Origin of the sequence: Streptomyces sp. S.PNR 29 (assembly GCF_030386795.1) — a bacterium.
In the GTDB taxonomy this organism is placed as follows: Bacteria; Actinomycetota; Actinomycetes; order Streptomycetales; family Streptomycetaceae; genus Streptomyces.
The window spans coordinates 13,575-39,964 of record NZ_JANUQM010000015.1 but is presented as its reverse complement, the minus strand read 5'-3'; the positions used below and the strand labels follow the sequence as shown (position 1 = coordinate 39,964).

Sequence of the window (26,390 nt, the reverse complement as noted above, 5' to 3'; positions counted from 1 at the left end):
GCCGACGTGACAAAGAGCGGCAGTTCGGTGGGAGACCATCGCCATCGCCGGAATCGGCGAGAACCCGGCGAGCCGGTCCGACCCGTACGCCTTGATGGTGTGCACATGCACGCGGCTGCGACCATCTCCACCGCCACCCGTCACCAGATGGCCCGGGCCTCCCGGTGAATCTGCGGCAACACCCGTCCGTCTGCCGGCCGCCGGCGCTGCGCACCCTGGCGCCGGCATCGGCAGCACCGTCCGGCGAACCAATCTGAAGCCGTGGGATCCGGTTCCGTGGCCAGCGCGCCGCAATCTCGTCCGCCCGGCGGCAGCGCACTGCGCCGGGCGGACGATCGAGGTCAGCGCCCCCTTCGGGGCATCGGGTCAGGGCGACGTCGCCGGTAGGCGGCTGCCGACGCGGGCGCGTACCGCCTCGACGGCCTCCCACTGCTCGGGGTCGAGTACGGCCAGTGCGGCGGGGAAGACCCCGTCCTGCTCCTTGAGGATGTGTTCGCGCAGCAGGGCGAGCGTCTTGATGAGACGCTCCGGCCAGGTGGGATCGGCCAGGAACGGCCCGTCCGCCTCTGCCAGCACCACCTCGATGCGGCGGTGCTCGGTCTCCAGCGCGGCGATCTTCTCGGGGAACTCAGCGGCCATCGCGGGGAACAGGCCGCCTTCCTCCACCTGGGTGTGCGGATCGAGCACGGCGGCGATCTCCCGGGCCAGTTCCGCCATGCGCGTGACCCTGCCGTCGCGGTGGGCGTCGCGCACGTGGCTGATGAGGGTCACGACCGTGTCGTGCTCACGGGTCAGTTCGTCGATCGCGGTGAGGGACTGGCATCCGCAGTATTCGCACATGTCAGGCTCCGTTCCTGATCAGTGCGAGTGGACGGCGGGCGACCGGCGGGTGAGCGCGTGCCGTACACCCGTGCCCGTGAAGGCCAGCGCCAGCGCCGCGACCACGCCCAGCAGGATCAGTCCGATCGCGTAACTGCCGTAGGCGCCGTACAGCGAGCCCATCACCAGCGGCGGTACGAACCCGCCAAGGCCGCCCGCGGCGCCGACGATGCCGGTGACCGAGCCGACCTTGTTCGCCGGGGCCACCAGCGCCACCAGGGCGAAGACGGCGCCGCTGCCCGCGCCGAGCGCGGCGGCCATCGACAGGAACGCGATCGTGCCTCCCGGAGCCAGGGACGGAGTGAGCGACTGTGCGAAGGCGCCCACGAGGACGACGGCCAGCGATCCGGCCAGCACCCTCACCGGGCCCAGCCGGTCGGACAGCCAGCCGCCGACCGGGCGCATCGCCACCGCCAGCAGCACGAAGCCGGCCATGCGGTTCGCCGCGTCCGCCTGGGTCAGGCCGTAGCCCGTCTTGAGATAGGTCGGCAGGTAGACGGAGAACGCCACATAGCCGCCGAAGGCCACGGCGTACAGGGCGGACGCCTGCCAGGTGATGCCCAGCTTGCAAGTCGCTGCCAGACGACAGGCCAGCGGCTCAGGGGGCACCGTACGGCCGGGTGCGTCCCGCAGCACCAGCGCCGCCGCCACGCCGTACGCGGCGAGCACGCCCGCGGTGATCAGGAAGGGGTTCGCCATGCCGTACGCGTCCACCAACCTGACCGTGGTCAGCGCGCTGATCGCGGTGCCGCCCATGCCCATGCCGAAGACACCGATGGCCAGACCGCGCCGCTCGGGCGGGAACCAGGCGTTGACGAAGGGCACCCCGACGGCGAAGGCGGTGCCGCCGATACCGAGGAAGAACCCGCCCACCAGCAGGGCCGTCAGCGAGGAGTGCCCCGCGAGACCGAGACAGAGCACCGGGACGATCGTGGCGGCGGAGACCAGCGGGAACATCACCCGCCCGCCGAACCGGTCGGTCAGCGCCCCGACCGGGATCCGCCCCAGGGAACCGACCACCACCGGCACCGCCACCAGCAACGACTGCTCGAACGAGGACAGCTCCAGGGAGTCCTTGAAACGCGGGCCCAGCGGGCTGAGCAGCGCCCACGCCCAGAAATTCACGGCGAAGCCGACCGTGGCGAGCGCCAGCATCAGCCACGCCCGGCCCGACACGGTGGCCGGCCCGTCGTCGTTCTTCCTCGGTGCTTGCAGCATGCTGCCGCTCCTCCTGCTCACAGTTCTGGTCCGGCCGGCTCCTCCGGCCAGGACCGAGCCCCGTCCGCGACGTACCGCGTGGGCCCTGAGCCAGAGTCGGTGAACGAGCGCCGTCGCGCGGTGGGCCGAAAGTCCCTCGCCGCACGCCGAGCGGGCCCCGCCCGGTGGCCCGGGTCGGCCTGCGAAAGGACCTATGGCCCCATGAATCGACGCCGGGGTGTCCAGGACAGTGGAAGTGCGGCCATGCATCGGGCACTGATGGCCGTCAGTCCGCAGGGAGTGGAGGAGCCACCCACATGCACGAGAACGACGGCTTTCGCAGGCTCGACCGGCAGGAGTGTCTGCGTCTGCTGGCCACAGCACCCGTGGGCCGAGTCGTCTACACCCGCCAGGCACTGCCCGCGGTCCTCCCGGTGAACTACAGCCTCGACACCGACTCCGCTGTGGTGCTGCGCACCTCGGCGGGCTCCGACCTGGTGCGTGCCGTCGACGGCGTGGTCGTCGCCTTCGAGGCCGACGACTTCTCCCCCGCCCACCACTGCGGGTGGAGCGTGATCGTCACCGGCCGGGCCACCGTCATCACCGACTCCGCCGAGCGGCAACGGCTGTCCCGCACCGGTCCCCGCTCATGGGCACCCATCGCGGACCCCGTCTTCGTACGGATCGAGTCCGAACTCGTCACCGGCCGGGAGCTCGTGGGCGCCGGGGCACGGACCGCGTGAGCGCCTCCACCTGAGCTTCCAGCCATGCCCCGGAACGTCCGTACGCGAGGGTGTGCCGACACCCTCGGAACCTGCGGGGCGGATCACCTGTCCCCTGGTGTCCGAGCCGGTGCCCCAGGGCCGGATCGGGCGTCCTCGGCTGTCGCCGTTTCCCCTTCCATGGCACCGCGGCCGTTCGGACGTGCTGCCGCACGCGGGGTCGGCTCGCCCTCGGGTCCGTAGCCGAACCGGATCAGCAGCTGCGGATGGCACCGCTTGGCCGCGAGGTCGCGCATCGCCTCGCGCAGATCCCGCCACTCCATACGGGGCGGCCACCGCTGCTGCGCTCCGTCCCGAAACAGGCGCTCTCCTGCCCGAACGGGGCCCTCGGTCCCACCGGTGCGGAGGAAGGTCGGGCCGGAAGGACGCACGGAGAGGGACCTTCGGCCCCAGGCTCGGCACGCCGCGGGAGCCTAGCGTTCCCGGCCATGGAGAACGATCAGAACGCCCGACGGGGACAGTCGCGCGTCACCCAGGACTGGCCGCTTGACGCGCGGCGACTGCTGACGCGCCGAGAGGTGTCGGCCGACGGGCGCGCCGTGTTCGGCACGGGCGATCCGCAGTGGGAGGGCTTCTACCGCGACCGATGGGCCCACGACAAGGTGGTGCGCTCCACCCACGGGGTCAACTGCACCGGTTCCTGCTCGTGGATGGTGTACGTCAAGGACGGCATCATCACCTGGGAGCACCAGGCCACCGACTACCCCTCGATCGGCGCGGACTGCCCCGAGTACGAGCCGCGGGGCTGCCCGCGCGGGGCGTCGTTCTCCTGGTACACGTACTCCCCCAGCCGGGTCCGCTACCCGTACGTGCGCGGCGCGCTGCTGAAGCTGTGGCGCGAGGCCCGCAAGCGGCTCGGCGATCCGGTGGCGGCCTGGGCCGAGATCACCTCCGACCCGGCCAAGGCCCGCGCCTACAAGCGGGCCCGCGGCAAGGGCGGCCTGGTGCGCGCCGACTGGGACGAGGTGTCCGAGCTGATCGCCGCCGCCCAGGTGCACACCGTGAAGGCGTACGGCCCCGACCGCGTCGCGGGCTTCTCGCCCATCCCGGCGATGTCGATGGCGTCCTTCGCGGCCGGTGCCCGGTTCCACTCGCTGATCGGCGGCACGCTGCTGTCGTTCTACGACTGGTACGCCGACCTTCCGATCGCCTCGCCGCAGGTCTTCGGCGACCAGACGGACGTGCCGGAGGCGGCCGACTGGTGGAACGCGGGCTATCTGATCATGTGGGGTTCCAACATCCCCGTCACCCGCACGCCCGACGCGCACTTCCTCACCGAGACCCGTTACAACGGCACCAAGGTCGTCGCGGTCAGCCCCGACCACGCCGACAACGTCAAGCACGCCGACGAGTGGCTCGCCCCGCACCCCGGCACCGACGGCGCGCTGGCGATGGCCATGGGGCACGTCATCCTGCGTGAGTTCCTGGTCGACCGCGAAGTGCCGTACTTCCAGGACTACCTGCGCAAGTTCACGGACGCGCCCTTCCTGGTGGCGTTGCGCGAAGGGGTCCACGGTCTCGTCCCGGACGGGTTCCTGACCGCGGCCGACCTCGGCCAGGACGAGGAGACCGAAGAGAACGCGGCGTTCAAGACCGTCCTGCTGGACCGGGCCACCGGGGAACCGGTGGTCCCCAACGGCTCGCTCGGCTTCCGCTGGGGGGAGGCCGGGCGAGGCCGTTGGAATCTGGACCTGGGTGATGTCGAGCCCGAGCTGAGCCTGCTGCAGCGGGCCGAGGACACGGTGGAACTCGCGCTTCCACGTTTCGACGAGGGGGCGACCGAAGGCGGCTCGTTCATGGTGCGCGGTGTCCCGGTCCGCCGGCTCGGCGGGCGCCTGGTGACCACCGTCTTCGACCTGATGCTGGCGCAGTACGGGGTTCGGCGGCCGGGTCTTCCGGGCAGTTGGCCGTCGTCGTACGAGGACACCTCCGAGCCGTACACCCCCGCCTGGCAGGAGACGGTCACCTCGGTGCCGGCCGGGCAGGCGGCACGGATCGCCCGGGAGTTCGCCCGCAACGCCGAGCGCACCAACGGCCGTTCCATGATCGCGCTGGGGGCCGGTACCAACCACTGGTTCCACTCCGACACCATCTACCGGGCCTTCCTGGCCCTGACGACGATGACCGGCTGCCAGGGCGTCAACGGCGGCGGCTGGGCCCACTACGTCGGCCAGGAGAAGGTCCGCCCCGTCACCGGGCAGCAGCACCTGTCGTTCGCCTTCGACTGGCAGCGGCCCACCCGGCACATGGCGGGCACCTCGTACTGGTACCTGAACTCCGACCAGTGGCGCTACGAGGCCTTCGGGCCGCAGGAGTTGGCTTCGCCGCTCGGAGAAGGGCGGTTCGCGGGCAAGGGGTTCGCCGACTGCCTGGCACAGGCCGTACGACTGGGCTGGACGCCCGGCCACCCCGGATTCAACCGCAACCCGCTCGACCTGACGGACGAAGCCGAGCGGGCCGGTCGGCCCGTCGCCGAGCACATCGTCGGCGAACTGAAGTCCGGCCGGCTGCGGTTCGCCGCCGAGGACCCCGACGACCCTGCCAACTTCCCCCGCGTCCTGACCGTATGGCGGGCCAACCTGCTCGGCTCCTCCGGCAAGGGCAACGAGTACTTCCTGCGCCACCTGCTCGGCACCGACGCGGCCGTCCGCTCCGAACAGACGCCGCCCGAGCACCGGCCGAAGGACGTGGTGTGGCGGGACGAGGCGCCCGAGGGCAAGCTCGACCTGCTGGTCTGCATGGACTTCCGGATGACCTCGACCGGCCTGCTGGCCGACGTCGTACTGCCGGCCGCTACCTGGTACGAGAAGGACGACCTGTCGTCGACCGACATGCACCCCTTCGTGCACGCCTTCACACCCGCCATCGCCCCGCCGTGGCAGGCCCGCACCGACTACGACACGTTTCTGACCATCGCCGACCGGTTCAGCGAGCTGGCCGTCGACCACCTGGGCACCCGCACCGACGTCCTCGCCGTGCCGCTGCTGCACGACACGCCCGACGAACTCGCCCAGCCCGGCGGGGTCGTACGGGACTGGAAGACCGGCGAGTGCGAACCGATCCCCGGCCGCACCATGCCCAAGCTGGTCGTCATCGAACGCGACTACGCCGCGACGGCCCAGAAGATGCGCGCCGTCGGCCCCCTGCTCGACACCCTGGGCACCACCACCAAGGGCATCACCGTCCACCCCGACCAGGAGATCGACGACCTGCGGCGCCGCAACGGGACCGTACGCGACGGGATCGCCGCCGGACGCCCCTCCCTGGCCACCGCCTCCGACATGTGCGAGGCGATCCTCGCCCTGTCCGGCACCACCAACGGACGTCTGGCCACCGAGGGCTTCCGCGAGTTGGAGCGGCAGACCGGCAGCGAAGGCCTGGCCGAGCTCGCCGCCGAACGCGAGGCCGAGCGGATCACCTTCGCCGACACCCGCACCCAGCCCCGCGCGGTGATGACCTCCTACGAGTGGTCCGGCAGCGAGACCGGCGGACGCCGCTACTCCCCCTTCGTCATCAACACCGAGCACAAGAAGCCCTGGCACACCCTCACCGGCCGGCAGCACTTCTTCGTGCAGCACGACTGGATCGCCGAACTCGGCGAACAACTTCCCGTCTACCGGCCGCCGTTGAACACGCCGAGGCACTACGGCAACGAGGAACTCGGCGGCGACCGCGCCGAGGTGACGGTCCGCTATCTCACCCCGCACTCCAAGTGGTCCATCCACTCGAACTACCAGGACAACAAGTACATGCTCGACCTGTCCCGCGGCGGGCCCACGATCTGGATGTCCGTGGCGGACGCCGACAAGATCGGCGTGAAGGACAACGAGTGGATCGAGGCGTACAACCGCAACGGCGTCGTCGCCGCCCGCGCCGTGGTCACCCACCGCATGCCCGAGGGCACGGTGTACATGTACCACGCCCAGGACCGCACTGTGAACGTCCCGAAGACCGAGGTCAGCGGCCGTCGCGGCGGCATCCACAACTCCCTGACCCGGCTGCTGCTCAAGCCCACCCATCTCGCGGGCGGCTACGCGCAGTTCACCTACGCCTTCAACTACTACGGGCCCACCGGCAACCAGCGCGACGAGGTCACCGTCATCCGCCGGCGCTCCCAGGATGTGGAGTACTGACATGCCCCGTGGCGAAGCCACCATCGGACGCGTCATGGCCCAGGTCGCGATGGTGATGAACCTCGACAAGTGCATCGGCTGCCACACCTGCTCCGTCACCTGCAAGCAGACGTGGACCAACCGCACCGGCGTCGAGTACGCCTGGTTCAACAACGTCGAGACCAAACCCGGCGTCGGCTACCCCCGCCGCTACGAGGACCAGCAGCAGTGGAAGGGCGGCTGGACGCTCGACAAGCGCGGTCGTCTCGTCCTGCGCTCCGGCGGCCGGATCAAGCGGCTGCTGTCCCTCTTCTCCAACCCCGACCTGCCGTCCATCGAGGACTACTACGAGCCGGTCACCTACGACTACGACAGCCTCGTCAGCGCACCCGCCCGGAAGGACCTCCCCGTCGCCCGCCCCCGCTCCGTCCTCACCGGCAAGCCCACCGCCATCACCTGGGGCGCCAACTGGGAGGACGGCCTCGGCGGCGCACCCGAGAACGCCGGTGGCGACCCCAACCTCACCGGCGCCTGGGCCGAGAAGGTCAAGTTCGAGTTCGAGCAGACCTTCCTCTTCCATCTCCCCCGGCTGTGCGAGCACTGCCTCAACCCGGCCTGCGTCTCCGCCTGCCCCTCGGGCGCGATGTACAAGCGGGTCGAGGACGGCATCGTCCTCGTCGACCAGGACCGCTGCCGCGGCTGGCGGATGTGCGTCACGGCCTGCCCGTACAAGAAGGTGTACGTCAACCACGCCACCGGCAAGGCCGAGAAGTGCACCTTCTGCTTCCCGCGCATCGAGGCCGGACAGCCCACCGTCTGCTCCGAGACCTGCGTCGGCCGGCTCCGCTACCTCGGCCTGCTCCTCTACGACGCCGACAAGGTCGGCGAGGCCGCGGCCGGCCCCGACGAGCAGGATCTCCTCGATGCCCAACGGGGCGTCTTCCTCGACCCGCACGACCCCGAGGTCATCGCCGCCGCAAGGGAGTCGGGGATCCCCGAGGACTGGCTGGACGCCGCCCGCCGCTCCCCCGTGTACGACCTGGTCATGCGCTACAAGGTGGCCCTGCCGCTGCACCCGGAGTACCGGACGATGCCGATGGTCTGGTATGTCCCGCCCCTCTCCCCCGTCCTCGACGCCGTCGACGCGGCGGGCGGCGACCGGGACGACCCCGACCACGTCTTCGCCGCCGTCACCCGGCTGCGCATTCCCCTGGAGTACCTGGCGGAGCTCTTCACGGCCGGGGACACCGACGTGGTCGCCGGTGTCCTGATGAAGCTCACCGCGCTCCGCTCGTACATGCGTGAGCGCACCCTCGGCGAGCCGGGCGACGACATCGCGCTCAAGGCCGTGGGCCTCACCGGTCGCGAGGCGCAGGACCTGCACCGACTCCTCGCCGTCGCCAAGTACGCCGACCGGTACGTCGTCCCCGCCGCCCACAAGGAGGACGCCGCCGCGCTGACCGCGCTGGAGAACCGCTGTCCGGTCGAGTCATCCGGCGCCCCGCAGCCCGCCGGCGGCCGCCGCGTGATGCTCGGCATCCCCACCCTGCGCCGCCGTACGACCGACACCCCTGCCGGAGGCCACCTGTGAGCCCGCTGCCCTCGCGCAGGACTGAACGCCCGGGGGGATCCCCCTCCATGACGGCCATCGTCCGCACCCGCGTCCGCGCGGCCCTGCGCCGCCCGGACCGTGCGTCCCGCCCGACCCGTCCCACCCTGATCACCCCGGAGGAGGCCGAGGCACGCGCCCTTCTGCTGCGGCTGATGTCCCTGCTGTTGCAGTACCCGGACGCCGACCTCACCGCCGCCCGTCCCGTGCTCACCAGCACCGTCGTGGCACTGCCGCCCTCGCCCGCCGCCGAGCACCTGACCGCCTTCACGGCCTGGTTCGCCGAGCAGGAGCCGGAGGCGCTGGAGCGGCACTACGTCGAGATGTTCGACCTGCGTCGCAAGAGCAGCCTCCACCTCACCTACTACCTGCACGGCGACACCCGCCGCCGCGGCATGGCCCTGCTCACCCTCGCCCAGCGCTACCGCGCCGCCGGCTGGGACACCGACGGCGGTGAACTCCCCGACCACCTCCCGGTCGTCCTGGAGTTCGCCGCCCTCACCGGACCGGGCCGGGGCGAAGCGCCTTTGCGTTGGCACCGGCGCGGGATCGAACTGATCCATCGTGCCCTGACCGACGCGGACTCCCCCTACCGGCACGTCATCGCCGCGCTGATCGCGCTTCTGCCACCGCCGACCGAGGCCGACTTGCGGGCCGTGGCCGAACTGGCCGCCCAGGGCCCGCCCCATGAGGACGTCGGCCTCGACCCGTACGGAGCGGGCGAGTTCGCCCCGCCCGGCGCGTTCGTCCCGCCGGAGCAGGCCCCGCCCACACTTTGCCCACCTGCCGCGCACCGCCACGAGGACCGCTGATGAACGCCTCCGCAGCCGACCTGCTCCTGTGGGTCGCCATCCCCTACGTCTGCCTTGCCGTCTTCGCCGTCGGGCACGTCTGGCGCTACAGACAGGACCAGTTCGGCTGGACCTCACGCACCACCCAGCTCCTGGAACACCGGTGGCTGCGCTGGGGCAGCCCCTTGTTCCACCTGGGCGCCTTCATGGTGATCGCCGGGCATGTCGTGGGGCTGGCCATCCCCGACTCGTGGACCGAGGCCGTGGGCATCACCGAGCACGCCTACCACGCCATGGCAGTCTGGGCGGGCTCGGTGGCGGGCGTCGCCATGGTGACGGGCCTGGGCATGCTGTGCGCCCGCCGGCTGCTGACCCGCCGGATCCGCCTCGGCACCGACCGCAGCGACAAACTTCTCTTCCCTCTGCTCTCCGCCACCGTCCTGCTGGGCGTCACCGCCACCTTCGCCCACAACGTCTTCGGCCACGGCTACGACTACCGCTCCACCGTCTCCGTCTGGTTCCGCGGCCTGTTCGTCCTCCAGCCCCGGCCCGAGGCCATCGCCGGCGCCCCGCTGCTGTTCCAGGTGCACGCCCTGACCGCCTTCCTGCTCTTCGCGGCCTGGCCGTTCACCCGGCTGGTGCACGTGTGGAGCGCCCCGATCGGATACCTTGCCCGGCCGTACCTGGTCTACCGCCGACGAGCGGCCACCCCGGCACCGGAGGCGCCCAGCACCCGGGCGCACCGGCCGCGTACCCGACGCGCCGCATGAGAGGGGCGCCGGGGAGGCGCATCGGCCGGCTCATGACTGGGACCGGTGTCGTCGGCCCGGCCGGCAGGGCAACCTCTTCGGCTTCCCCAGCACGCTTGCTCGGACTGGGCGCCTTCGCCGCCGTGACCGCCCTGGTCATCGCCGCGCTCTCCGGGGCACGCCTGCACCGGGCACTGCGACCTCAGCTGCGGCCTGATACGACGCCGGCCCCCGCGACCGCCGATGTCCTCGTCGGTCGCGGGGGCCGGTTGTTCGTTCTCAGCCCTCCGCGTGGGCCAGCCACAGGTCGGGGCCGAAGACCTCGTAACGGATGTGCCGGGCGGGGACGCCGGCCGCCAGCAGCTGCGAGCGCACGGCGCGCATGAAGGGCACCGAGCCGCACAGGTAGACGTCCGCGTTCTCCGGGAGGTCCAGGTCGGCGAGGTCCATCAGGCCGGTGCGGGCGCCGGGTTCGTCGGTGGCGTCCTGCTCGTACCAGAACTGGGCCCGGGCGTCCGGCAGTTCACCGAGCAGTCGGTGCGTGTCGGCGCGCAGGGCATGGTCGGCCGGGGAGCGATCGGCGTGCAGCACATGGACCGGACGGTCGCTGCCGGTGGCCGCGAGGTGCTCCAGCATGCCGGCCATCGGGGTGCAGCCGATGCCCGCCGACACGAGCAGCAGCGGGGTGTCGGCGTCGTCGAGAACCACGTCGCCGAACGGTGCTGACAGGGTGAGCTCGTCGCCGGTCCGGACGGTGCGGTGCAGTTGGTTGGACACCTCGCCCTCGGGGGCGTCGGCCACGCTCGCGACCCGCTTGACCGTGATGCGGCGCAGCTTGTCACCGGGCGCGTTCGACAGGCTGTACTGGCGGGTCTGGTGCACGCCGTCGGGCATGCGGACGCGGACGCTGACGTACTGTCCGGCGCGGGCGGGCGGCAGGGGGGCGCCGTCAGCCGGCCGCAGCAGGAAGGACACGGCGTCGGGGGTCTCCTCGCGCCGCTCCACCACGGTCCACTGCCGCCAGGGGTGGCGCGGGTCGACCTGTGCCTCCAGGTACAGGCGGGCCTCCTGGGCGATGAGGGCGCCGGCCATCAGCCAGTACACCTCGTCCCAGGCGGCGGCGACCTCGGGGGTGACCGCGTCGCCGAGGACGTCGCCGATGGCCCGGAACAGGTACTTGTGGACGACCGTGTACTGGTCCTCGGTGACGCCGAGCGCGGCGTGCTTGTGGGCGATCCGGGACAGCAGGGCGTCGGGGCGTGCGTCGGGGTCGTCGAGCAGCGCCTGCGCGAAGGCCGCTATGGACCCGGCCAGCGCCTTCCGCTGTTCGCCACTGGCCTGGTTGCCGCGGTTGAACATGCCGTCCAGCAGCTCGGGGTGCTCGCTGAACATGGTCCGGTAGAAGCGCGTCGTGATCTCGTCCAGGGCACCGCCCACGGCGGGCAGGGTGGCACGGACGACAGCGGCGGACTCGGGCGAAAGCATGGGTCTCCTCGGACAACGCAGACGGAAGTGCAGACGTGAGGGCACGCGGCCCACGCATCACAACTGCAATCCATTTATCCGCCGATCGGTCCCCCTGTCGGCCTCCTCGGCTCGATCGAGGCCCAACGGCTCTGCAGGTCAGGCCCTTGGGCCCGGCAATGTGGAGCGAACCGGGGCCGGACGGCCCTACCGAGCCCCTCACCACCCGCATTCAAATGGCCTGATCCACCCCTGCCGGTGACCCGCCGTCCACCGGGCTCCGCCCCGAGGCTTCGGCGGTTCCATGCCCCCGATCTCCGAAGGGACACGCCGATGCGGTACCGGCCCCGTCACGGCAACGGCAACGGCAACGACACTCCCACCGAAGCCCCGAGCAGTGAGCGACGAACCCCTACGGAAACCCGTTATGACCACCGACAACACCCCGCTCCCCACCGCCGGACCACGGCACAGCGTGGAACTCGACAGCGCCGAAGCCCTGCGACTCCTGGGCAGCGTCTCCCTGGGCAGGATCGTCTTCACCCAGCACGCGCTCCCCACGATCAGGCCGGTCAACCACATCCTCGAAGACGGCGACATCGTCATCCGCACCCACGAAGGCTCGGCGATCACCGCGCACACCCGCCATGCGAACGGCTCGGGCGTCGTCGTCGCCTACGAGGCCGACGCCATCGACCCGGACACCCACCTCGGCTGGAGCGTGGTCGTCACCGGCTACGCCCGGCTGATCACCGACCCCCACGAACTGGCCCGCTACCAGGCACTGCTCCATCCCTGGGTGAAACAGACCATGGACTACGCGGTCCGCATCCATCCCGACCTGGTCACTGGAATCCGGCTCACCGCCGCCGACGAGCCCAGCGTGTCGCCCCGTCACCGGCGGTCCGGCTGCCCACCGAACCGTCCACGCCGACCACAACCATCCGCCCCGTGACGGCTCGCCTCCCTCTCCATACGTCCGCCCGTCACCCGCGACCAGCGCCCCGTGGCCACGGCTTCCACCAAGTGGCCGCCTGTTCCGTCGATCGGCGTGCACGTGCGCGACAGGCCCGCGACCGCGGTCATGACCATGGAATTCGCCGAGCAGGACGGCCACACGCAGATCGGAGCCGCCGAGCACGTCTGGCCCGTACGGGCCACGTCGCGGGACCACCGGCCCCTCCCCCACACCGCCAGGGCACTCCCACCATCGGTGAGAGCACGATCCGCGCGGCCTCCGCGCGGCCCGGGACGGGCAAGGAGGGCCCTCATGCGATCCACCACTCTTGACGCCTCGATGTTGGAAGCCTGCCTCGCGGCCGCGACCGCCGCGCCCTCGATCTTCAACACCCAGCCATGGCGCTTCCGCCTGGCTCCCGAGACCGTCACACTCCAGGTCCGCGCGGCTCCGGAGCGAGGTCTGCGGCACGTGGACCCCGCGGGCCGTGCCCTGCATCTGTCGGTGGGCGCGTCCGTGTTCAACCTCCGTGTCGCGGTGGCCCGCTTCGGCCGGCGCCCCGTCACCCGTCTGCTGCCCTCACCGGAGGATCCGGAGCTCCTCGCCACCGTCCGCCTGACAGGCCCCGCTTCCCGGTCTGCCACGGGGCATCGCGGGAACCTGTACGAGGCGATCGGCCGCAGGCACAGCAGCCGGTTCCCGTTCCTTGACAGGCCGCTGCCGCCCCCGCTGTGCGCGGAACTCACCGAGGCCGCCCGCGCGGAGGGTGCGGTGCTCGCTTTCCCCGCAGCCGCCGAGACCGATCGTCTGCTCCGGGTGACCGCCGAGGCCGAGCACCGCAACCGGGCAGATCCCGACCGGGGAGCCGAGAGCCGCCGCTGGATCCACCGCGACCGGGACGCGCTCACCGACGTCGGGCTCGCGCAAGCCGCCCTCGGCCCGCAGGACGCCCACGAACACCTGTCCATGCGCGATTTCACCGCGCAGCGGCACACCGAGCGGCTTGCCGCCCGGCCCTTCGAGACGAACCCGGTCATCGCGCTGCTGACCACCGAACACGACCGCCGGGCGAACTCGACACCCCACCTCATCGGGCACCCCCAGATGCTGATCCGCCTGGGATACGGCACCGAAGGCCCGGCCACCCCACGCCGCGTCACGCTGCTCGACACCGGACCGACCGGCCTCCACGGCGACTGAGGGACGCGCGTGACCGCCCTGTTCTTGCCGCCGGCCGTCACGCCGGCCCGGCATCCACCTGCCACGTAGGGGCTGAACGGCCCACTGGTCCTGGGCCGTCCGGCCCCAGACCGCCGCACCGGACAGAGCGATGCTGGACGTGAAGGCAAGAAGTCCCCGGGAGCCCGTCCAGCGCCCGGTCGCCGATAAGCAGGTGAGTGGCGATGATGTTCTGGTACGCCCACGGTATGAACGGGTGGGGCTGGTTCGGGATGTCGATCGGCATGGTCGCGTTCTGGGCACTGGTCATCACAGCCCTCGTGCTGGTCTTTCGCGCTGCCAACCGGCCCCACGAACACACTCACACCCCGCACAGCTCCGCCGCAGCCACACCGCAGCAGATCCTCGGTGAGCGGTTCGCCCGCGGGGAGATCGACGAGGAGGAGTACCGGCGCCGCCTGGACGCGCTGCACGCCGGTCCTTCCGCCAAATCCTGACCACCCGGCAGCACCCCGTGCGGCAGTGGCCCTCCGCTGAAGCGGTAAGGCACGAGGAGGAGTGGCGCGCGGGGCTCAGGGATCGACGCAGGACGTGCCCGCGCGGGGGCGGGGCTGCGCGGACGCGGGCCCGAGCCCCCGACGCGGGTGTCGTCAGCTCGTGTCCTGCCGGCCACGGTGACCGCCACCGCCTGGCCGCCGACGAGATGTCATGCCGGCTGCGATCGCCGGCGGAACGTGCGCGGCTGCCGCGGTCCCGGCCGATCGACTTCACGGCCGTCCGCCGGTGAGGTGGGGGTCCGGCGTCGGCCGACGTCGCCCGGGGCGGGCCGGGTGACCGGCCCGCCCGCGGTTGCCGCCCGGTGCTGGCGGCGCCGGTCAGTACAGTTTGTCGACCGCGGTGACGGTGGTCTTCTTGAAGTCGGCCACCTGGGCGTGCTGGAAGGTGCCCATCTGGCCCCACTGCACGACCGTGACGGTCCTGCCGTCCCGGCCGACCGAGAACAGACCGATGTCGGAGGCGCCCCATTCGGCGACGGTGTGGATGCCGTAGACGTGTGCGCCTTCCTCGACGTTCAGCTTGCCGTAGTACTTCTGCGTCGCCGTGATGTCCGGGTACTTCTTCATCAGGTTCTTCGCGCAGTCGGCGAGGTCCTTGCGGAGCAGGGCCGCGAACTCCTTCGCCCGCTGTGCGTCCCGCTCCACGACCGTGACCTGCAGGGCGCCGGTGTCGTACTCGGTCCAGTACCTGCGGTGGCTGGAGATGGACGGCAGCGCGTCGCCGACGCAGATCGGCAGCGGGTCCGGCTGCCCGGCGGTGACGTCCCCGGCGTACCAGGCGGAGGTCGGGTGCGGCGGCAACTCGTCCGGCGCCAGGAACCGGGGCGTGCCGGAGTCTGCGGTGCCGGCAGCCGCCGGTACGGCGGTCGCGGCGACACCGGCCACCGCCGCGAGGGCGGCCACGGCCAGTCGGACACGTCGAGCACGGACGTACATGGTGTTTCCCCCTGTGAGGTGCTGCCCGGGGCGTCAGGCGCGGCTCGGCCTCAAAACCCCTGCGGCTCTTGGTCCTTGCACCACATACGACCCGTCACCACCCCCATCCGTTGCCCTCCGCATCTGCTACGGATCCGTGCCGAATGTCACCGGCGGGCAACAGCGGTGACGTCAGCCGGGCGCGTTCCCGGGGCCGAGGCCCTCGCCGAGGGCGGCGATGGCGGCGGGACCGTGCCCCGCGGCCAACAGGGGGGCGCGGACGTCGTGTTCGAGGTCGGGGACGTAACCGATCAGCACGTCGGCCGGGCCCTGGATGCGCAGGTCGCCCAGGACGGCGGGGAGCAGCAGGGTCCGCGCGCGGTCGAGCCGCCCGGACCAGCCGCCGGAGGTGACGGTCACGGGTGCTCCGGCGTTGCTGAGGATCAGGGCGGTGGAGAAGGTGTGCACCAGCGGGGCCGCGGTGCCGGCGGTCCACCGTTCGAGGGCGAAGTACGGGCCCGCGCACAGCACCGTGCGCTCGACCCCGTCGTCCACCGCGATGCTCAGGCCGGGCCGGAACTCGGGCCGTGGCTCCGGGCGCCACTCGTCGAGGAGCCGTGCGATGTTCGCGTGCCGCTCCTCCTCGTCGACGGGCGAGCCGTCTTCCATGTGCCAGGGCATGGCGTGCTGCTGGATGTCGGAGGTCTGCTCGATCTCGTACACCAGTGTGTCCGGGCCGAAGCTGTGCAGGGTGCCGCCGGGGACGTAGACGGTCTGCCCGGGGCGCACCGGCAGGCGGCGCATGACCGCGTCGAAGTCCTGTGCGAGCAGCGCCTGTCGGAGTCGGTCGCGGCCGACGCCGGATCGGACCCCGACCAGGGCGGTGGCGCCGGGGGCCGCGTCGAGGACGTGCCACGCCTCGGTCTTGCCGTGGGGTTCGCCCTCCAGGCGCCGGGCGGTGGCGTCGTCGGCGTGCAGGTGCACGGGGAGCGGGCGGCTGCCGTCGATGAACTTGGTGAGCAGCGGAAAGCGGGGGCCGGACGGGAGGTGTCGCCCCAGCAGTTCTTCGGGGTGTTCTTCCATCACCTGCCGCAGGGTGCGGCCGGCGAGCGGGCCGTCCACCACGGTCGAGGCGTCGCCGTCGACATCGCTGACCTCCCACGTCTCGGCGACCGGGCCGTCGGGCAGTCCGGTCCGGCCGAGCCGGTCGGCCAGGGCCCGCCCGCCGAAGACGTGCTGCTTGACAGGGGTGGTCAGCCGCAGCGGGTGCCAGTCCACGGGCGTTCTCATCAGAGGATGGGCTGGCCGCCGGTGACCGCGATCCGTGCGCCCGAGATGTAGGAGGCCTCGTCCGAGGCGAGCAGCACGTACGCGGGGGCCACCTCGGCCGGTTGGCCTGCGCGGCCGAGCGGGGCCTGCTCGCCGCCGAAGTCCTCGACCTGCTCGGGCGGCATGGTGGACGGGATCAGCGGTGTCCAGATGGGGCCCGGCGCCACGCTGTTGGCCCGGATGCCGCGGTCGGCCAGCATCTGCGACAGCGAGCCGACCATGTTGGCGAGGCCGGCCTTCGTCACGTTGTACGGCAGCAGGGCCGGCGGCGGCATGTCGGAGTTCACCGAGCTGGACGCGATGATCGACGCGCCGGGCCGCATGTGCGGTACGGCCGCCTTGCACAGGTGGAACATCGCGCTGAGGTTGGTCGCGATCGTGTGGTCCCACTCCTCGTCGGGGATCTCCTCCAGCGAGCGGCGGGTCATCTGGAACGCGGCGTTGCTGACCAGGACGTCGATCCGGCCGAAGGCGTCCACCGCGCGCGCCACCACCTCCCGGCAGTGGGCAGGGTCCGCGAGGTCTCCCGGGACCGCTACCGCCTTGCGGCCGGCGTCCTCCACCCAGCGGGCGGTGTCGCGGGCGTCCTCCGCCTCCTCGGGGAGATGGGTGAACAGTACGTCGGCGCCCTCGCGGGCGAAGGCGAGCGCGACCGCCTTGCCGATGCCGCTGTCACCGCCGGTGACGACGGCCGCCTTGCCCTCCAGTCGGCCGGACCCGCGGTAGCTGTGTTCGCCGTGGTCCGCCTTCGGTTCGAGCGCGGACTCGGTGCCCGGGGGCTGCTGTTGCTGCGGAGGCAGGGCCACCTGGATCCCTCCTCGTCGGGTTGCCGGATCTCAAGACACCGGCGGGGTACCCGGGCGAGGAGGGGGAAAACTGCGTCGGTGGATCAGCCCGCCGTGTTCTCCACGCGCAGCCGCACCTGCTCCTCCAGGCGCCGCAGGCTGGTGTCGAGGGCGTCGTCCACCGTCTGCCGGCCCGGGTCGTGGCTGTCGTCGATGAACGACAGGTGCACCGTCACCTCGCTGGCTCCGCTGCCGAGACCGGCGACCTGGAGCCAGCCGGTGTAGCTGCCCTGTTCGCGGGTGCCCCATTCGAGGCGCAACTGCTCGGGCCGGGCACGCAGCAGGGCGGGGGTGTCCTCGTCGGTGTGGTCCTCGTGCACAGTGACCGCGGGCGGATCCTCGGCGTGGACATGCAGGTCCTCCGGCATCCAGGTGTCCAGCCGGCTGACATTGGCAGCCTGATCGAACACGTGCTCGGGTTGCGCGGGCATGGTGCGGGAACGCTCGTACTCGGTCATGGTGGCACCACTCCCCTCGGTTCGGTGTCGTGCGACGGGACGTGTGCCCGGTCTGCGGGAGCCGAACCCGGGACGCCGTACGGCGATGGAGAAAGGGCCTCGCCGGGCGAGGCGTGCCACCATGGGCCGTGTTCTGTGGGACGGTCGGGTGGTGGAGGCGGCACATGGACTGGCGGGTGTTCGCGCAGCAGATGGCGTCCATGGCCCGCGATCTTCTGGCGCAGGAGACACTGGGCGCCACGCTGGAACGGATCACTGACTCGGCGGTGCAGCTGGTGGAGGGCTGCGACGCGGCCGGCATCCTCATCCTCGACGGTGAGAAGGTGCACTCGCTGGCGCCCACCGATGAGCTGGTGGTGGAGAGCGACCGGCTGCAGGGGCAGCTGCGGGAAGGTCCGTGCTTCGACGCCGCGCGGCCCGAGTACGGCGAGCGTGTCTTCCGCATCCCCGACTTCACCGAGGAGGCCCTGCGCTGGCCGGCCTTCGTGCCCCACGCCCGTGAGCTCGGGCTGGGCAGCATGATGGGGTTCCTGCTCTACACCCGGGAGGAGGAACTGGGCGCGCTGAACCTGTACTCCCGGTCACCCGGCGCCTTCACCGAGGCCAGTGAGACAGCGGGCTGGCTGCTGGCCTCCCATGCCGCGGTCGCCTTCGCCAGCGCCCGGAGCGACGCCCAGCTGCGGGAGGCCATCAACACCCGGCACATGATCGGTGAGGCGATGGGCATCCTGATGGGCCGGCACAACATCACCGAGGAGCAGGCCTTCGACATCCTGCGGACCCACTCCCAGAAGACCAACACCAAGCTGCGGGACATCGCCCGCCGCGTCTGCGAGACCGGCAGCCCGTCGCGGTGAACGCCCGTACACAGGGCGGTTCTCCCGGCACATGCTCCGAACCGGGAGAACCTGGCCGGGCCGGTCCCCTGGGGATACGCCGCCGTACCCGGCCTGGCTCACGGAGTTCCCTGTTCAGGCGGTACGAAAAGGTCACACCGTGTGTCCCTGTGACCTCAGCCAGCCATGAACGGTGTCCTTGTCCGACGGGGTGATCCGGACGGGGCCCTCGGTCTGCGGGCCTTCGTCCTCGTTGAACGCGGTGTCCGTGACCCGGGCGGTGACCCAGGTGGCCAGATCCTCGGCGGACCGGTCCGACAGTGAGCCCCGTTCCCAGCCGGTGCGGGCCTCGCGGGCCGCGGCGCTGTCGTGCCGTCCGGTCTCCTCCAGCCACGCCGACACCAGCCGTTCCACGGTCCGGCGCTCGTCGGAGGACATCCGCTGCTGCATGTCCTTGCTGTTCATGACGTGCGAGTTCCCGGAATCCGGTGGGGAACGTACACCCGGACGGACTCGTGTCGACGGGGACGCACCGGGTACCCGAGGGTTCACGGTCACTGGGCTTCGAAACGGTCCCTGGCGCCGAAGAAGGGGGCAGCAATGACGCAGCACGCCGACGACCGCGCTCTCGACCAGCGCGCCGGCGTTCCCGAGCTCCGTCTGGCCGCGGGCGATCCCGAGCTCGTCCCCCAGAACGACGTACGGGAAGGGGATCTCCCCCTCGACCGCAACCAGGCGATCCTGCAGGCCGCCAAACAGGTGGGGTCGATCCTGAAGCGGAACGAGCACGCGTTCGCACTGGCGGGCAGTGTCGCCGTGTACGCCCACGGCGGCACCCAGAATCTCCAGCACGACGTCGACTTCTGTATCAGGCCCGAGGACGCGGAAAGCGTCGCGGACACGCTGCGCGAGGCCGGCCTGACGGTCTACACGCCCCCGGAGGACTGGCTGCTGAAGGCCAACTGTTTCGGGCAGCAGGTCGACCTCATCTTCGAGCTGGCGCACGAGCCCGTCTCCACGGAACTCCTGTCGCGCGCCGAGGAGCTGTCGGTCGACTCGGTGCTCATGCCGGTGCTCTCGCCGACCGACCTCATGCACAGCCTGCTGGCGGCCTTCTCGGAGCACCACTGCGACTTCGGGGCGGTGCTCCCGATCGCCCGCACGTTGCGGGAGAAGATCGACTGGGACGCGGTACGCCGGGCCTGCGGGGACGCCCCGATGCCCGCCGCGTTCTTCTTCATCCTGGAACGGCTGGAGATCATTCCGGCGAAGGAGGAAAAGCGATGAGCGACCCGGCCGCGCGACGGGAAGACGCGGCAGGACACGCCCCAGAGAACGCCCCTGGGAACATCGAGTACCGCGTCGCCCACCTCCACGACCGGCTCGCCGCGGAGGAGCTCGGTGAACTGGGCGTACGGGCCGAGGTCCGGGCCGGAGCGGTGGTGCTCACCGGTACGGTCCCCTCCGCGCAGTGCCGCGAGACCGTGCTGCGGACCGTCCACGAGGAACTGGCCGGGCTCACCGTGCACACCGACATCGTGGTGGCAGAGACGACCTCTCCCGACCATGCGGAGGAGCTGTCATGATCCGCGTCGCCGCTGTGGGTGACATCCACATGGGGCCCGACAGCCAAGGGCTGTTGCGGCCCGCGTTCGACACCCTGCCCGACTGCGCCGACCTGCTGCTGCTCGCCGGGGACCTCACCCGTCACGGCACCCCGGAGGAGGCGCGGGTGGTGGCGCGGGAGGTGCGTGGTCTGCCGGTGCCGGTCGTGGCGGTGCTGGGCAACCACGACCACCACGACGAGCAGCCCGAGAAGGTCGCCGCCATCCTCCGGGACGCCGGCGTGACGGTCCTGGAGGGCGAGGCGACGGTCGTGGACTGCGCGGGCACGCGCGTCGGCGTCGCCGGCACCAAGGGCTTCGGGGGCGGGTTCGTCGGCCGCTGCGCCGGGGAGTTCGGCGAGCCGCTGATGAAGGAGTTCGTCCGCACCACGCGGCGCAGTGCGGACGCTCTGCGGGCCGCGCTGGAGGGCCTGGACCGGCAGGGCTGCGAGGTACGGGTGGCGCTCACCCACTTCTCGCCCGTGGCCGACACCCTTGCCGGGGAGCCACTGGAGATCTACCCGTTCCTCGGCAGCTACCTGCTGGCCGAGGCGATCGACACGGCCGGTGCGGACCTCGCCGTCCACGGCCATGCCCACATGGGTTCCGAGCACGGCATGACGGCCGGCGGCGTCCGGGTGCGCAATGTGGCGCAGCCGGTCATCCGCCAGGCGTTCAGCGTGTACCAGCTGCACACCGCCGAGCAGCCCGTCTGACCGGCCGGGCCCTCACAGCCGGTCGAGATCGCCCGCCGTACGTCCGAGGTAGCTGGCCGATCCGGGGTCCGGTACGTGGATCTCGTGGAAGCCCATACGGTCGTAGAAGGCCCTGGCCGGTGTGTTCGCCGTCGCCATGCCGGTTTCAACCACTGCCTAGCGGCGGAACGCTATGTGCGTGATCCATACAGGGTCAAGAGGTGCGCGGGCGTTCGATTGGCCCGGAGGGGGTGGGGAACCCGGTGACCCTCTGTAGAGCACAACACCTCTGGAGAGCGTCATGAGTCTTCTGCGTGTGACCGGCCGCCCCATGCTCGCCTCGATGTTCGTCGCCGGCGGGCTGGAGTCCCTTCGCCATCCCGAAGACGTGTCCCCGGTCGCCGAGCCCGTGGTACGCCCCGTGACCGAACGGGTGGATGCGCTGCCGGACCGCACGGAACAGCTGGTGCAGCTCAACGGCGCCGTACAGGTGGTGGCCGGCGCGCTCCTCGGGATCGGCCGCCTTCCGCGACTGTCCGCCCTGGCCATCGCCGCGACGCTGGTACCCACCACGCTGGCGGCCCATCGCTTCTGGGAGGCGGACGACCCCTCCGAGCGCACCCAGCAGCGCATCCACTTCCTGAAGAACCTCTCCATGCTGGGCGGCCTGCTGATCACAGCCGACGACACCGCCGGCAAGCCGTCACTGCGGTGGCGCGGCCACCACGCCGCCACGGACCTGCGGCGGGACGCGCACCTGGTGAGCCGCACGGTCCGTGCGACGGCCCGCCCGGCGGCGGCAGCCGGGGGCATCAAGGCGAAGCTGGGTGGCTGAACGTCCAGTGCTGAGCATCCGGTGCTGAGCATCCGGTGCTGAGTGTCCAGTGGGGCGCCTCAGGTGTACTCGGGCTCCCACATGGCGTCCTGCACCTGCTGGATGACGTCGTCCAGCCGGGCGCGGGCGACGCCGTCGTCGGCTGCCCGGCGTGCGACGGCGGTCGCGACCGTGGCGGAGGAGATGCGCAGGTTCTCGACCTGGGGCAGGAGTGAGGCTCCGGGCTCCCCCAGGTCGGCCAGCCCTGCCACGGCCTCCGCCGCGGCCTGGAGCATGCCGTCCGTGACCCTGCTCGCCCGGGCCACGATCGCGCCGAGCCCCAGACCGGGGTAGATGAGCGCGTTGTTGGCCTGGCCGATGACATGGGTGGTGCCGTCCAGTTCCACCGGCGGCAGCGGGATGCCGGCGGCCACGAGGGCCTTGCCGTCGGTCCATCGCAGGATGTCCTCGGGCATGGCCTCGATCTTCTCGGTGGGATTGGACAGGGGCAGCACGACCGGTCGTTCGACGTGCCCGGCCATGGAGCGCACCACGTCCTCGGTGAAGGCGCCGCGCACGGTGGAGGTGCCGACCAGCACCGTCGGACGGACCCGGTCGACCACGGCCTGGAGCCCGATCGGCCCGTCGTCGCGCCACTCCTTGTCGGGGCGGGCGTACGGCTGTTGGTAGTCCCGCAAGCCGGGAGTGGACTCGCGCAGCAGTCCCTGACGGTCGACGCACCAGATGCGCCGGGTGGCCTCGTCGCGGTCCAGGCCGTCGCGGACCATGGCGTCACGCAGCTGATCGGCGATGCCCACCCCGGCGGTACCGGCGCCGAAGACGACCAGGCGCTGGTCACGCAGCGGAGTGCCGCTGACCCGGGCCGCGTTCCTCACGCAGGCGAGGGTGATGGCACCGGTCCCCTGCATGTCGTCGTTGAACGTGCAGACCTTCTCGCCGTACCTCTCCAGCAGGCGCCGCCCGTTGCCGGGCCCGAAGTCCTCCCAGTGCAGCAGCGCGTGCGGGAACAGGTCGTTCACGGTCTCGACGTACGCGGCGACCAGGGCGTCGTACCGTTCGCCGCGTACGCGGCTGTGCCGGTTGCCGACGTAGAGCGGGTCGTTGAGCAGCGCCTGGTTGTCGGTGCCGACGTCGAGCACCACCGGCACCGCGCGGGCGGGATCGATACCGGCGGCGGCCGTGTACACGGCGAGCTTGCCGACCGAGATCTGCATGCCGCCGACGCCCCAGTCCCCGATGCCGAGGATCTGCTCGGCGTCCGTCGCGACCACCAGGTCCACGTCGTCCGGGCCGAGGCCGAGCGCCTCGAAGGCGGGACGGACGTCCTCGGGACGGTCGACGGAGAGGTAGACGCCGCGTGGGCGTCGGTACTCGTGGCTGTACCGCTTGATGGCCTCGCCGACGGTGGGGTCGTAGACGATGGGCAGCAGTTCGGTCAGGTGGTCGGTGAGCAGCCGGTGGTACAGCACCTCGTTACGGTCGTGGAGCTGCTCCAGGTACACGTTCTTCGCGAGGTCGTCGGGCTGGGCCGCCAGCTGCTCCCAGGCGCGCCGCGCCTGCCGCTCCAGGGAGAGCACGCCGGGCGGCAGCATGCCGACCAGTCCGTGGCGCTCCCGTTCCTCCTGGGTGAAGGCGACTCCCTTGTTCCGCAACGGGTCCGCCAGCAGGGCGCGACCGCCGGACTGTGTGCGGCGCGAGGCCATACGTGCTCCCTCCGCTCGGCTCCGGCCTGCGGGTGCCCGGCGCACATGGTCACAAACCGGAAGGAGTAGTCGGACGGGCGGCGGCGGACCGCGTGTGGTCGGGTGTCCACAGGTGGGCCGGACGACTGAAGCGACGTTAGTCCACTGAGGGCGGGGGGACTCGACGCTCGTGGCGGACCGGTTTCCAGGCCGCCACGACCTGGCTGGAGGTGAAAGACATGGGACACGGTGGAAACGTCATCGACGAGTTGGTGACCGATCACCGGGAGGTCGAGGAGCTCTTCGGCAAGATCGAGGGGCTGCCGCCCGGACACAAGGACCGCAAGATGTACGCCGACCAGGCCACGATGGAGCTGGTACGGCACTCGGTGGCGGAGGAGGAGTACCTCTACCCGGCCGTGCGCGAGTATCTGCCGAACGGGAACGCCGTGGCCGACAAGGAGATCGACGACCACTCCAGGGCCGAGCAGCTCATGAAGGACCTGGAGAGCTGCGACGCCGAGGACCGGGAGTTCGACCGGCTCATCGGCATGCTGATGAACGAGATTCGCTCGCACGTCGCCGACGAGGAGGAGAACCTCTTCCCCATGCTCCGCGAGGCCTGCTCGCCGGAGGCGCTCAACGAGCTGGGCGACAAGGTCCGGCAGGCGAAGAAGATGGCCCCGACCCGGCCGCACCCGTCCGCCCCGGACAAGCCGCCGATGAACAAGCTGCTGGCACCGGGTGCCGGGATGGTCGACCGGTTGCGCGACGCCCTGACGGGGCGCGGCAAGTCGGAATGACGGCTCCCCCGCCGGGGGCGCCCGGCAGGGCGCCCGCGCCGCACCCGGGCGAAAGGCCCGTCGCCATGGCGACGGGCCTTTCGTCTGCCGTTTCACCTGCCGGCCTTCAGCAGAGCAGCTTCCGCACGGCCCTGACCACGTCCTGCTCGGTGACCCTTGCCAGGCCCTGCTCGCCGAGGGGAACCGTGGGCACCCGGTAGGGCGCCCCGTGCTCCGCCGGCTTCACCGCGGCGGAGAACAGCGAGACGACCGGTGTGCCGACCGCCGCGGCGAGATGGGCGGGACCGGTGTCGCCGGCGACCAGGACGTCGGCGGACCGCAACACGCCGGCCAGTGTCCGGGGGGTCGTACGGCCGCCGAGGTCGACGGCCGTGTCACCGCCGACACGGCGGGTCAGGGCGGCCTCCTCCGGTGCGCCGGTGACGACGACGCGGTGACCGGCGTCGGCGAGCAGGGCGACGGCCTCCGCCCAGCGCTCGGGGTCCCAGGCGTCTGCCGGACCGCCGGATCCGGGGTGGACGACGACGTACGGGCCGTTGCCGGTGAGGGTCGCGGTGTCGGGCGCCGGCAGCACACGCAGCCGTCCGTCGTCCCCGGCCCTGAGGGCGAAGCCCAGGGCGGTGGCCGTGTCGAGCGCCGCCTCGGCCTCGTGCCGGCCGGGCGGGAGCCGGTGACGGTCCTCGGGGAGGAGGCCGCCGGCCCGGGCCGTACCGTCGGCGACGACACGGCCCACCCGCGCCCTGCGCAGCAGCTCTGCCGTGGGCAGGGGGCACCGCCCGTCCGAGGTGAGGACGAGGGCGACGTCGTACGCCTCGTTCCGCAGGCGCCGGATCACGCTCTCGGTGTCCGTGTCCGTGTCCTCGGCCGGCGGGTCGGTGCCGTCCTGGGGCGTGTCCCACACCACCACGTCGTCGACGTGGGGAAGCAGCCGGGCGGCGGCCGCGCCGTCGGCCTCGCAGAGCATCGTCACCCGGGTGGCCCGCGTCGCCACGGCCCGGACGGCCGGGCCGGTCAGGAGGACGTCTCCGAATCCGCCCGGGCGGGCGACGAGCGCCTTCACGCCGGCCACTCCCCTCCGCGTCCCACGACCGCCGGGGTGCGTTCGGGCGGGGCGGTGAAGGAGGCGAGGGTGCGTTCGAGGCCCTCCTCCCAGGGGACGCGCTGCGTCCAGCCGAAGAGTTCGTGGGCGAAGCCGGTGTCGGGCGCGCCCCGTCCCAACGGGCCGTCGGGCCCGTCGACGAACGTCAGCGGCGCCTCGGAGCCGGTCAGGTCGATCACCCGGCGGGCGATCTGCTCGGCCGTCGTCTCCTCGTCGCCGCCGATGTCGACCGGCCGCACCGACCGGCTGGCGGCCAGCAGCAGTACACCGTCGACCATGTCGTCGACGTAGCACAGGGAGAGCCTCCGGCCGCCGTCGCCGGGCACGGTGACCGGCCCGCCGGACAGGGCCTGCTCGATGCAGGTGGAGATCATCCGGCCGTCGTCGGTCCGCATCCGGGGCCCGTACGCGGTGAACAGGCGGACGATTCCGGCGTTGCTGCCGTCACCGGCGTGGGCGGCGACCAGCGCTTCGGAGAACCGTGTGGCCTCGCAGTACGCGCTGTACGGGACGACCGGGTCGGTGCCGTCCCAGGAGTCGTCCCCGTGGGCCTCGGGCGAGGAGGCGAGCAGGAACCTGGCGCCGTCCCGGTCGGCGACCGTGAGCGCGTTGCGGGTGCCGAGGCTGCCCGCGTCCAGGACCTCCCGGGGGCGTTCCGGCCCGTCGGCCGGTGCCGTGGGGCCCGCCAGATGCAGGACCAGGTCGTACGGGCCGGTGAGGGCGTCCACGCTGTCGGCGTCGGCGATGTCGCGCTCCAGGAACCGGAAGCCGGGGCGTCCTGCCAGGTGCGCCACCTTCTCGGCCCGTCCGGTCGAGAGGTTGTCCACGCAGTCGACTTCGACGTCTGAATCGAGCAGCCGCGTGCACAGGTGCGAGCCGAGGAAGCCCGCGCCGCCGGTCACCAGGGCGCGGCCCCAGGGGGCTCGTGCATCGGCGTTCATGGTGAACGTCGTCATCGGCACCATGAGGACGACCTTCCTTCCCCGAAAGACAGCGCTGACGACGGACCCCG

The 26,390-nt window shown here is 71.6% G+C and carries 25 protein-coding genes and 2 pseudogenes; 14 read left to right on the top strand and 13 right to left on the bottom strand.

What is annotated here, in order from left to right; translation table 11 throughout:
- Positions 1-366: 366 nt before the first annotated feature.
- Both NW895_RS33150 and NW895_RS33145 read right to left on the bottom strand, forming a co-directional pair.
- Positions 367-840, bottom strand: coding sequence for a hemerythrin domain-containing protein (locus NW895_RS33150; protein WP_289940406.1), 474 nt, complete (start codon positions 838-840; stop codon positions 367-369).
- Positions 841-858: 18 nt separating this feature from the next.
- Positions 859-2,097 carry a NarK/NasA family nitrate transporter gene (locus NW895_RS33145; RefSeq protein ID WP_289940404.1) on the bottom strand — a complete coding sequence of 413 codons (1,239 nt, stop codon included), beginning with the start codon at positions 2,095-2,097 and terminating at the stop codon, positions 859-861.
- A 296-nt stretch (positions 2,098-2,393) separates the two neighbouring features.
- On the opposite strand from NW895_RS33145, the gene NW895_RS33140 reads away from it, so the two are divergent.
- Positions 2,394-2,819 (top strand): pyridoxamine 5'-phosphate oxidase family protein, encoded by a 426-nt coding sequence (locus NW895_RS33140; protein WP_289940403.1) that lies wholly within the window; start codon positions 2,394-2,396, stop codon positions 2,817-2,819.
- Between the two features lie 83 nt (positions 2,820-2,902).
- Here NW895_RS33140 and NW895_RS33135 read toward each other — a convergent pair.
- Positions 2,903-3,121: pseudogene (locus NW895_RS33135) on the bottom strand (hypothetical protein); the annotation flags it as partial.
- A 165-nt stretch (positions 3,122-3,286) separates the two neighbouring features.
- On the opposite strand from NW895_RS33135, the gene NW895_RS33130 reads away from it, so the two are divergent.
- Genes NW895_RS33130 through narI form a run of 4 tightly spaced genes read left to right on the top strand, consistent with a single transcriptional unit; the run spans position 3,287 to position 10,140 of the window.
- Complete coding sequence (locus NW895_RS33130; RefSeq protein WP_289940402.1) at positions 3,287-6,991, top strand: nitrate reductase subunit alpha; 3,705 nt, start codon at positions 3,287-3,289, stop codon at positions 6,989-6,991.
- Between the two features lies 1 nt (position 6,992).
- Positions 6,993-8,561, top strand: coding sequence for a nitrate reductase subunit beta (narH, locus tag NW895_RS33125; RefSeq protein ID WP_289940401.1), 1,569 nt, complete (start codon positions 6,993-6,995; stop codon positions 8,559-8,561).
- Between the two features lie 47 nt (positions 8,562-8,608).
- Positions 8,609-9,391, top strand: coding sequence for a nitrate reductase molybdenum cofactor assembly chaperone (gene narJ / locus NW895_RS33120; protein ID WP_289940400.1), 783 nt, complete (start codon positions 8,609-8,611; stop codon positions 9,389-9,391).
- On the top strand, positions 9,391-10,140 hold the full coding sequence (gene narI, locus NW895_RS33115) for a respiratory nitrate reductase subunit gamma (protein ID WP_289940398.1): 750 nt from the start codon (positions 9,391-9,393) through the stop codon (positions 10,138-10,140). Before narJ ends, narI begins: the two co-directional genes overlap by 1 nt.
- 258 nt (positions 10,141-10,398) lie before the next feature.
- Here the strand turns inward: narI and NW895_RS33110 are convergent, their stop codons facing one another.
- Complete coding sequence (locus NW895_RS33110; RefSeq protein WP_289940397.1) at positions 10,399-11,604, bottom strand: globin domain-containing protein; 1,206 nt, start codon at positions 11,602-11,604, stop codon at positions 10,399-10,401.
- A gap of 406 nt (positions 11,605-12,010) precedes the next feature.
- On the opposite strand from NW895_RS33110, the gene NW895_RS33105 reads away from it, so the two are divergent.
- The 3 genes from NW895_RS33105 to NW895_RS33095 all read left to right on the top strand — a co-directional run bounded on the left by NW895_RS33105 (position 12,011) and on the right by NW895_RS33095 (position 14,217).
- A complete protein-coding gene (locus tag NW895_RS33105) occupies positions 12,011-12,538 on the top strand; it encodes a pyridoxamine 5'-phosphate oxidase family protein (protein ID WP_289940395.1) in 528 nt (175 codons plus the stop codon).
- Between the two features lie 315 nt (positions 12,539-12,853).
- Positions 12,854-13,741 (top strand): nitroreductase family protein, encoded by an 888-nt coding sequence (locus tag NW895_RS33100; protein WP_289940393.1) that lies wholly within the window; start codon positions 12,854-12,856, stop codon positions 13,739-13,741.
- A 203-nt stretch (positions 13,742-13,944) separates the two neighbouring features.
- Positions 13,945-14,217, top strand: coding sequence for an SHOCT domain-containing protein (locus NW895_RS33095; protein WP_289940392.1), 273 nt, complete (start codon positions 13,945-13,947; stop codon positions 14,215-14,217).
- A gap of 378 nt (positions 14,218-14,595) precedes the next feature.
- Here NW895_RS33095 and NW895_RS33085 read toward each other — a convergent pair whose 3' ends face one another.
- From NW895_RS33085 to NW895_RS33070, 4 genes are all read right to left on the bottom strand, one after another.
- On the bottom strand, positions 14,596-15,213 hold the full coding sequence (locus NW895_RS33085; RefSeq protein WP_289940391.1) for a hypothetical protein: 618 nt from the start codon (positions 15,211-15,213) through the stop codon (positions 14,596-14,598).
- 171 nt (positions 15,214-15,384) lie between these two features.
- Positions 15,385-16,482, bottom strand: a complete 1,098-nt coding sequence (locus NW895_RS33080) for a type I phosphomannose isomerase catalytic subunit (RefSeq protein WP_289940389.1) — start codon at positions 16,480-16,482, stop codon at positions 15,385-15,387.
- Positions 16,482-17,327 carry an SDR family oxidoreductase gene (locus NW895_RS33075; RefSeq protein ID WP_289940388.1) on the bottom strand — a complete coding sequence of 282 codons (846 nt, stop codon included), beginning with the start codon at positions 17,325-17,327 and terminating at the stop codon, positions 16,482-16,484. The genes NW895_RS33080 and NW895_RS33075 overlap by 1 nt, the downstream gene beginning before the upstream one ends.
- Before the next feature lie 83 nt (positions 17,328-17,410).
- Entirely contained in the window at positions 17,411-17,824 is a 414-nt protein-coding gene (locus NW895_RS33070; RefSeq protein ID WP_289940387.1) for an SRPBCC family protein, read from the bottom strand.
- Positions 17,825-17,988: 164 nt separating this feature from the next.
- Here NW895_RS33070 and NW895_RS33065 point away from each other — a divergent pair, with 164 nt between their 5' ends.
- On the top strand, positions 17,989-18,681 hold the full coding sequence (locus NW895_RS33065; RefSeq protein WP_289940386.1) for a GAF and ANTAR domain-containing protein: 693 nt from the start codon (positions 17,989-17,991) through the stop codon (positions 18,679-18,681).
- Between the two features lie 132 nt (positions 18,682-18,813).
- Here NW895_RS33065 and NW895_RS33060 read toward each other — a convergent pair whose 3' ends face one another.
- Complete coding sequence (locus NW895_RS33060; protein ID WP_289940384.1) at positions 18,814-19,125, bottom strand: hypothetical protein; 312 nt, start codon at positions 19,123-19,125, stop codon at positions 18,814-18,816.
- A 135-nt stretch (positions 19,126-19,260) separates the two neighbouring features.
- Here NW895_RS33060 and NW895_RS33055 point away from each other — a divergent pair, with 135 nt between their 5' ends.
- The 3 genes from NW895_RS33055 to NW895_RS33045 are packed head-to-tail and all read left to right on the top strand — an operon-like array spanning position 19,261 to position 20,980.
- A complete protein-coding gene (locus NW895_RS33055) occupies positions 19,261-19,947 on the top strand; it encodes a nucleotidyltransferase family protein (protein WP_289940382.1) in 687 nt (228 codons plus the stop codon).
- Positions 19,944-20,246 carry a BON domain-containing protein gene (locus NW895_RS33050; protein ID WP_289940380.1) on the top strand — a complete coding sequence of 101 codons (303 nt, stop codon included), beginning with the start codon at positions 19,944-19,946 and terminating at the stop codon, positions 20,244-20,246. The genes NW895_RS33055 and NW895_RS33050 overlap by 4 nt, the downstream gene beginning before the upstream one ends.
- Complete coding sequence (locus tag NW895_RS33045; protein WP_289940379.1) at positions 20,243-20,980, top strand: metallophosphoesterase; 738 nt, start codon at positions 20,243-20,245, stop codon at positions 20,978-20,980. The genes NW895_RS33050 and NW895_RS33045 overlap by 4 nt, the downstream gene beginning before the upstream one ends.
- 12 nt (positions 20,981-20,992) lie before the next feature.
- Here the strand turns inward: NW895_RS33045 and NW895_RS33040 are convergent.
- A pseudogene (locus NW895_RS33040) lies at positions 20,993-21,118 on the bottom strand (GNAT family N-acetyltransferase); the annotation flags it as partial.
- 142 nt (positions 21,119-21,260) lie between these two features.
- On the opposite strand from NW895_RS33040, the gene NW895_RS33035 reads away from it, so the two are divergent.
- Positions 21,261-21,794, top strand: a complete 534-nt coding sequence (locus tag NW895_RS33035) for a DoxX family protein (RefSeq protein ID WP_289940378.1) — start codon at positions 21,261-21,263, stop codon at positions 21,792-21,794.
- A 59-nt stretch (positions 21,795-21,853) separates the two neighbouring features.
- Here NW895_RS33035 and NW895_RS33030 read toward each other — a convergent pair whose 3' ends face one another.
- A complete protein-coding gene (locus tag NW895_RS33030) occupies positions 21,854-23,497 on the bottom strand; it encodes an NAD-dependent malic enzyme (RefSeq protein WP_289940377.1) in 1,644 nt (547 codons plus the stop codon).
- A gap of 218 nt (positions 23,498-23,715) precedes the next feature.
- Here NW895_RS33030 and NW895_RS33025 point away from each other — a divergent pair, with 218 nt between their 5' ends.
- The gene (locus NW895_RS33025) at positions 23,716-24,279 is read left to right on the top strand and encodes a hemerythrin domain-containing protein (protein WP_289940376.1); all 564 of its coding nucleotides are present in this window, start codon (positions 23,716-23,718) and stop codon (positions 24,277-24,279) included.
- A gap of 106 nt (positions 24,280-24,385) precedes the next feature.
- On the opposite strand, the gene NW895_RS33020 is transcribed toward NW895_RS33025, so the two are convergent.
- Together NW895_RS33020 and NW895_RS33015 are read right to left on the bottom strand one after the other, a co-directional pair.
- Positions 24,386-25,339 carry a glycosyltransferase family 9 protein gene (locus NW895_RS33020; protein ID WP_289940375.1) on the bottom strand — a complete coding sequence of 318 codons (954 nt, stop codon included), beginning with the start codon at positions 25,337-25,339 and terminating at the stop codon, positions 24,386-24,388.
- Positions 25,336-26,343, bottom strand: a complete 1,008-nt coding sequence (locus tag NW895_RS33015; protein WP_289940373.1) for an NAD-dependent epimerase/dehydratase family protein — start codon at positions 26,341-26,343, stop codon at positions 25,336-25,338. The genes NW895_RS33020 and NW895_RS33015 overlap by 4 nt, the downstream gene beginning before the upstream one ends.
- Between the last annotated feature and the right edge of the window lie 47 nt (positions 26,344-26,390).